The organism is Frankia sp. AiPs1 (genome assembly GCF_023716945.1).
Lineage (GTDB): Bacteria > Actinomycetota > Actinomycetes > Frankiales > Frankiaceae > Frankia.
Genome location: NZ_JAMQQF010000382.1, coordinates 1 through 5,717 on the forward strand (window position 1 = coordinate 1; position 5,717 = coordinate 5,717).

Annotated in this window: 5 protein-coding genes and 1 pseudogene; all 6 read left to right on the top strand. The window is 73.3% G+C overall.

Annotated features, from left to right (window positions below):
* The first annotated feature begins 54 nt into the window (after nucleotides 1-54).
* Nucleotides 55-1,725, top strand: a complete 1,671-nt coding sequence (locus ND748_RS23415) for a dipeptide ABC transporter ATP-binding protein (protein WP_374216009.1) — start codon at nucleotides 55-57, stop codon at nucleotides 1,723-1,725.
* A 67-nt stretch (nucleotides 1,726-1,792) separates the two neighbouring features.
* A complete protein-coding gene (locus ND748_RS23420; protein ID WP_251748118.1) occupies nucleotides 1,793-3,022 on the top strand; it encodes an acyltransferase in 1,230 nt (409 codons plus the stop codon).
* Complete coding sequence (locus ND748_RS23425) at nucleotides 3,019-4,215, top strand: cytochrome P450 (protein ID WP_251748119.1); 1,197 nt, start codon at nucleotides 3,019-3,021, stop codon at nucleotides 4,213-4,215. The genes ND748_RS23420 and ND748_RS23425 overlap by 4 nt, the downstream gene beginning before the upstream one ends.
* A gap of 49 nt (nucleotides 4,216-4,264) precedes the next feature.
* Complete coding sequence (locus ND748_RS23430) at nucleotides 4,265-4,459, top strand: ferredoxin (protein ID WP_251748120.1); 195 nt, start codon at nucleotides 4,265-4,267, stop codon at nucleotides 4,457-4,459.
* Nucleotide 4,460: 1 nt separating this feature from the next.
* Nucleotides 4,461-5,360: an alpha/beta hydrolase gene (locus ND748_RS23435; RefSeq protein ID WP_251748121.1), complete on the top strand. Its 900-nt coding sequence runs from the start codon at nucleotides 4,461-4,463 to the stop codon at nucleotides 5,358-5,360.
* 145 nt (nucleotides 5,361-5,505) lie between these two features.
* Nucleotides 5,506-5,717 (top strand): annotated as a pseudogene (locus ND748_RS23440) (hypothetical protein); the annotation flags it as partial.

Below are 5,717 nucleotides of genomic sequence, written 5' to 3' on the forward strand. Positions count from 1 at the left end.
GCCCCGGACGGGCCCACCGCGGGCCGAGTCGCCGACCCGCCGCCCGCGCCCGCCGTGGTGCTGGAGGTGGCGGGCCTCGACGTCCGGTTCGGCTCGGGCCCTGGCGCGGTGCACGCGGTGCGCGACGTCTCCCTGACCCTCGCCGCCGGGCGCTGCGTCGCCCTCGTCGGCGAATCCGGATCGGGCAAGAGCACCCTGGGTCGGGCGCTGCTGGGGCTCGCCGGCCCGACCGCCGCCGTGACCGCGCGCCGGCTGCACATCCACGGCTCCGACGCCCTCGCCTTCGGCCCGCGGGACTGGCGGGCGGTGCGGGGCCGGCGCATCGGCCTGGTGTCCCAGGACGCGCTGGTCGCCCTCGACCCGCTGCGCCCGATCGGCCGGGAGATCGCCGAGCCGATGGTGGCGCACGGGCTGGTCGCCCGCCGCGACACCGGGCCCGCCGTGCACGCGCTGCTGGAACGGGTCGGCATCCCCGAGCCCGAGCAGCGCGCCCGCAGTTACACCCACCAGCTCTCCGGCGGGCTGCGCCAGCGCGCGCTGATCGCCTCCGCGCTCGCCGCCCAGCCCGACGTGCTGATCACCGACGAGCCGACGACCGCCCTCGACGCCTCGGTGCAGGCCCGCATCCTCGCGCTGCTCGGGCAGCTCAAGGCGGACGGCACCGGGCTGCTGCTGATCAGCCATGATCTGGCGGTGGTCGAGGCGCTGGCCGACGAGGTCGCGGTGATGCGCGACGGCAGCGTCGTCGAGGCCGGGCCGGTGGCCGACGTGCTCGCCCACCCCCGCCATCCCTACACCGTCGCGCTGTTGGAGGCGGTCCCCGGCCGCCGGCGCCGGGTCCCCGAGCCCGGCGACGCCACGGCTGACGGCGCCACGGCTGACGGCGCCACCACTGACAGCGCCACGGCTGACAGCGGCGGCGAGGCGGCCGGCGACGCCCCGCTGCTGGTGGTCACGGACGCCGTCAAACGCTTCCACGTTGCCCGGGGTGCCCGGCGCACGGCCGTCGACAACGTCTCGTTCACCCTGCACGCCGGGGAGACGCTGGGACTGGTCGGCGAGTCCGGCTCGGGCAAGTCGACCCTCGCCGGCCTGGTGCTCGGCCTCATCGCCCCGGACGGCGGCCAGGTGCGCCTGGGCGGGCAGCCGTGGAGCGAGCGACCCGAACGCGAACGCCGCGCCGAGCGGCACACGCTGCAGCTCGTGCCGCAGGATCCGCTGAGCGCCTTCGACCCGCGCTGGACCGTGCAGCGCATCCTCGGCGAGGCCCTCGCCGCCATCGACGTGCCGCGCCGGGATCGGCGGGCCCATGCGCTGACCCTGCTCGAACAGGTCGGGCTGTCCACCATCCACCTGGACCGGCGCCCGCTGGCGCTGTCCGGCGGTCAGCGCCAGCGGGTGGCGATCGCCCGCGCGCTCGCCACCCGGCCGCGGCTGCTGGTCTGCGACGAGCCGGTGTCCGCCCTCGACGTCTCCACCCAGGCACAGATCCTGGCACTGCTGCGGGAGCTGGCCGGCTCGCTGGGACTCGCCGTGCTGTTCATCTCGCACGACCTGGCGGTGGTCCGGGAGATCTGCGCCCGGGTGCTGGTGATGAAGGACGGCCGGATCGTCGAGTCCGGCCCGGTGGAACGGGTCTTCACCGACCCGCACCATCCCTACACCCGGGAACTACTTTCGGCCGTACCCGGAGAAATCGGGAGGGCTGCCCGTCAAGCGTTTTAGTACCAGCTAACTGGGAGCGGTCATCCTACCAGCCGAAAGCGGTGCAAACGCCCGGGAGGACATGACCGTGCCAGACCCAGTACCCGCAGCACCCACCAGGGTGCGACTCAATTCCCTGACCGGACTGCGCGCCATCGCCGCGGTGTTCGTCTTCGGCTTTCACGCCAGCTTCGGGACGAGATACATCGACGGTGCAACGGGCGACGCCCTCTACTCGGTGGTGGCGAAGGCCGGCTTCATGTGCCTGTGCTTCTTCTTCATCCTCAGCGGCTTCGTCCTGACCTGGTCGGCGCGGCCCGCTGAGGGCACCGTCGACATCTGGCGGCGGCGGGCGGCGAAGGTCTACCCGAACCACGTGGTCACCTTCGTGGCCGCCGCGGTCCTGATGGCCATCGCGGCCGAGTCGATCGACGGGTCGCGGGCCGTGGAGAACCTCTTCCTGATCCAGGCCTGGTTCCCGGACATGCCGACGACCAACTCGATGAACGGGGTGAGCTGGTCGCTGTCCTGCGAGGCGTTCTTCTACCTCATGTACCCGCTGCTGCTGCGCGGGGTCCGCGCGATCCCCGCGCAGCGGCTGTGGGCGGTCACCACCGCGGTCGTGGCACTCGCCGTCGCGGCGCCGTTCGTCAGCCAGTTCGCGATCAGTGACCAGCCGAAGTTACCGTTCATCGACCACGGCCAGTACTCCTTCCATCAGATCTGGTTCGTCTATTTCTTCCCACCGGTGCGGGCGCTGGAGTTCGTGCTCGGCATGCTGCTGGCCCGCCTGCTGCAGACCGGCCGGTGGCCGCGCATCGGGCTGCTGCCGGCCGGCGCCGTCGCCGTCGCCGGCTACTTCGTGACGACCCACCTGCCGTACCTGTTCGGCATCGGCGGGCCGGCCGTTCTCTGGCTGTCGCCGCTGATCGCCGCCGCCGCGGTGGCGGACCGCGACCGGACCAGGTCGCCGTTTCGCGGGCGCACACTCGTGAAGCTGGGCGAGTTGTCGTTCGCCTTCTACCTCGTGCACGGGCTGGTGCTGACCTACGGCTACCGCTGGGTGCTCGACGGGCACGCCCGGTCGGCGCCGACGGGCATTCCCCTCGCCCTGGCCGCCGCCGCCCTCTCCCTCGCCCTGGCGTGGGCGCTGTTCAACCTGGTCGAGAACCCGTTCCTGCGGCGTTTCGGCCGCGCCCGGCCGACTCCCGGGGAACACGCCGCAGGCGGGTCCACCGCCGGCGGCCTGAACCGGGTGCCCCAGGTCCGGCCCGCGACAGCCGCCCCCGCTTCCCTCCCGCTGGAGGTCAACCCGTGAGTGAGACCGAGATCCCCGAGTACCCGATGGCGCGGGGCTGCCCGTTCCACCCGCCCGCCGGCCATCGCCGCTACACCGAATCCGGACCCGTGAGCGCGGCCCGGCTCTACGACGGCCGGCGGGTCTGGACGGTCAGCGGGCACGCCGCGGCCCGCCAGGTCCTCCTGGACACCGCGACGTTCTCCTCCGAGCGGGTCGACCCGCGGTTCCCCGCGACCGCCCCGCGGTTCGAGTCCGCCCGCAAGGTCCGCAACTTCATCGGCATGGACCCGCCGGAGCACACCGCCCAGCGGCGCATGCTGCAGTCCAGTTTCACCATGCGCAAGGTCAACGCGCTGCGCCCCGGCATCCAACGCCTCGTCGACGGCCTGCTGGACCAGATCGTCGCGAAGGGCCCGGTGGTCGATCTGGTGTCCGAGTTCGCGCTGCCGGTGCCCTCGATCGTCATCTGCGACCTGCTCGGCGTGCCGTACACCGATCATGCCCGCTTCGAGGCGCTGTCCCGGCCGCTGGTCAGCGGCGACACCTCCGTGGAGGACAGCGCCCAGGCCTTCGGCGCGCTGGGCGCCTACCTCGACGAACTCATCCGGGACAAGGAGCACACCCCCGGCGACGGCCTGCTCGACGTGCTGATCGCCGAGCAGCTCCGTCCCGGCGTGCTGACCCGCCGCGCGCTGGTCGACATCTCGCTGCTGCTGCTCGTCGCCGGCCACGAGACCACGGCCAGCGCCATCGCGCTCGGCGTGCTCACCCTGCTGGAGCATCCCAACCAGCTTGCCGCCCTGCGCGCCGACTCCACGCTGCTGCCGAGCGCCGTCGAGGAGCTGCTGCGGTTCACCGCGATCGCGGACAGCGTCGCCAGGTTCGCGACGACGGACACCGAGATCGCCGGGCAGCGCATCGCCAGCGGCGACGGCGTCATCGTGGTGATCTCGACCGCCAACCGGGACGCCGAGACCTTCACCGACCCCGACCTGCTGGATCTGGCCCGCAACTCGCGTAGCCACGTCACGTTCGGCCACGGCGCGCACCAGTGCATCGGGGCGAACGTCGCCCGCGTCGAGCTGGAGATCGCGCTCGGCTCGCTGTTCACCCGCCTGCCCGGGCTGCGGCTCGCGACGGCGCTCGACCAGCTGCCCGGCAAGGAGCCGGGCGGCGTGCAGGGCGTGTGGGAGCTGCCCGTCGCCTGGTGAGGGGCAGCGTCCCACGCGACGCGACAAATCACAGAGAGGAACGATCCAGATGGTCATTGTTGCGGACATCGACCGCTGTATGGGCGCCGGACAGTGCGTCCTGACGTACCCCGAGCGGTTCGACCAGTCGGACGAGGGCACCGTCGTGGTGCTGGACCCGCAGGTCGACGACCCCACCGAATGGGGCCGGCTGCGGGACACGGTCGCGCTGTGCCCGTCGCGCGCGCTGTCGGTGGTGGCCTGAGATGCCGGTCGAGGGAAGTCTCGCGGATGCTCTGAGCACCCACCGCCCGCCGGTCCGTCCGCTGGGTGAACTGCCCCGCCGGCCGGGCGTCTCGGCGCGCGAGCTGCGGGTCCCCGGACCGCCGCAGGCCCCGCCGGTGCTGGTACGCATCTACCGGCCCGAGGGTGCCACCGGCGCGTTGCCGGCCGTGCTGTGGCTGCACGGCGGGGCGTTCGTGCTCGGCAACATAGACCACGTGCACGGGCAGGCGGCCGAGGCGGCCCTGTTCGCCGAGGCGGTCGTGATCGCCGTCGGCTACCGGCTCGCGCCCGAGCATCCCTATCCGGCGGCGTTGGAGGACTGCCTCGCCGTGCTGAGCTGGGCCGCCGAGCACGCCGACGAGCTGGGGGCCGATCCGACCCGGCTCGCGGTGGCGGGCACCAGCGCGGGGGCCACCCTCGCCGCCGGCCTGGCCCTGCTGATCCGCGACCGGGGTGGCCCGACGCTGCGCCTGCAGCATCTGGTCACCCCCGCGTTCGACGACCGGCTGACGACCCCGTCGATGGTGGCGTCCGACAGCCGCACGCCGATCTGGAACCGCACGCTGGCGCAGGAGAGCTGGCGGCTCTACCTCGGCGACACCCCCGGGCCGACGCCGGCGTACGCGGCCCCGGCCCGCGCCGAGGACCTGCGCGGCCTACCCCGTACCTACCTGTCCGTCGCGGGGCGCGACCCGTTGCGCGACGAGGCCCTGGAGTACGGGCTACGGCTGGCGCAGGCCGGCGTGGCGGTGGAGTTGCACCACTTCCCGGATGCCCAGCACGGCTTCGCCGGTCCCGTCACGGAGCTCGACCGTGAACGGATCGCGATCGAGCACCTGGCGACGCTGCGCGCCGCGATCCACCAGCCGACCCTCGACTGACCTCGGCCGGGGCCCGGCCGGGCGGACGTCCGCCCGGCCGGCCCCACCCTCTTGCTTTAGCTCGCACGAAGAACACCGTTAGCGACCAGACCGATGCTCAAGGCCTACCCGCCGTGTCGTCCTCACGAGGGAGCCAGAGCACGCGATGGTCAACGATCAATTCTCGGCCGACGCCGAGCCGGCCCCCACGCACGCCCCTTCCCCCACCGGGAACGCCACCCCCGCCGGGAGCGCCGACTCCACTGGGAGCGCCGACTCCACCGGGAGCGCCGACCCCGCCGGCGGTCTGACCCCCGCCGGCGGCACGCCGGGCGAGCCCGTCGCCGTCATCGGCCTGGCCGCCCGGCTACCCGAGGC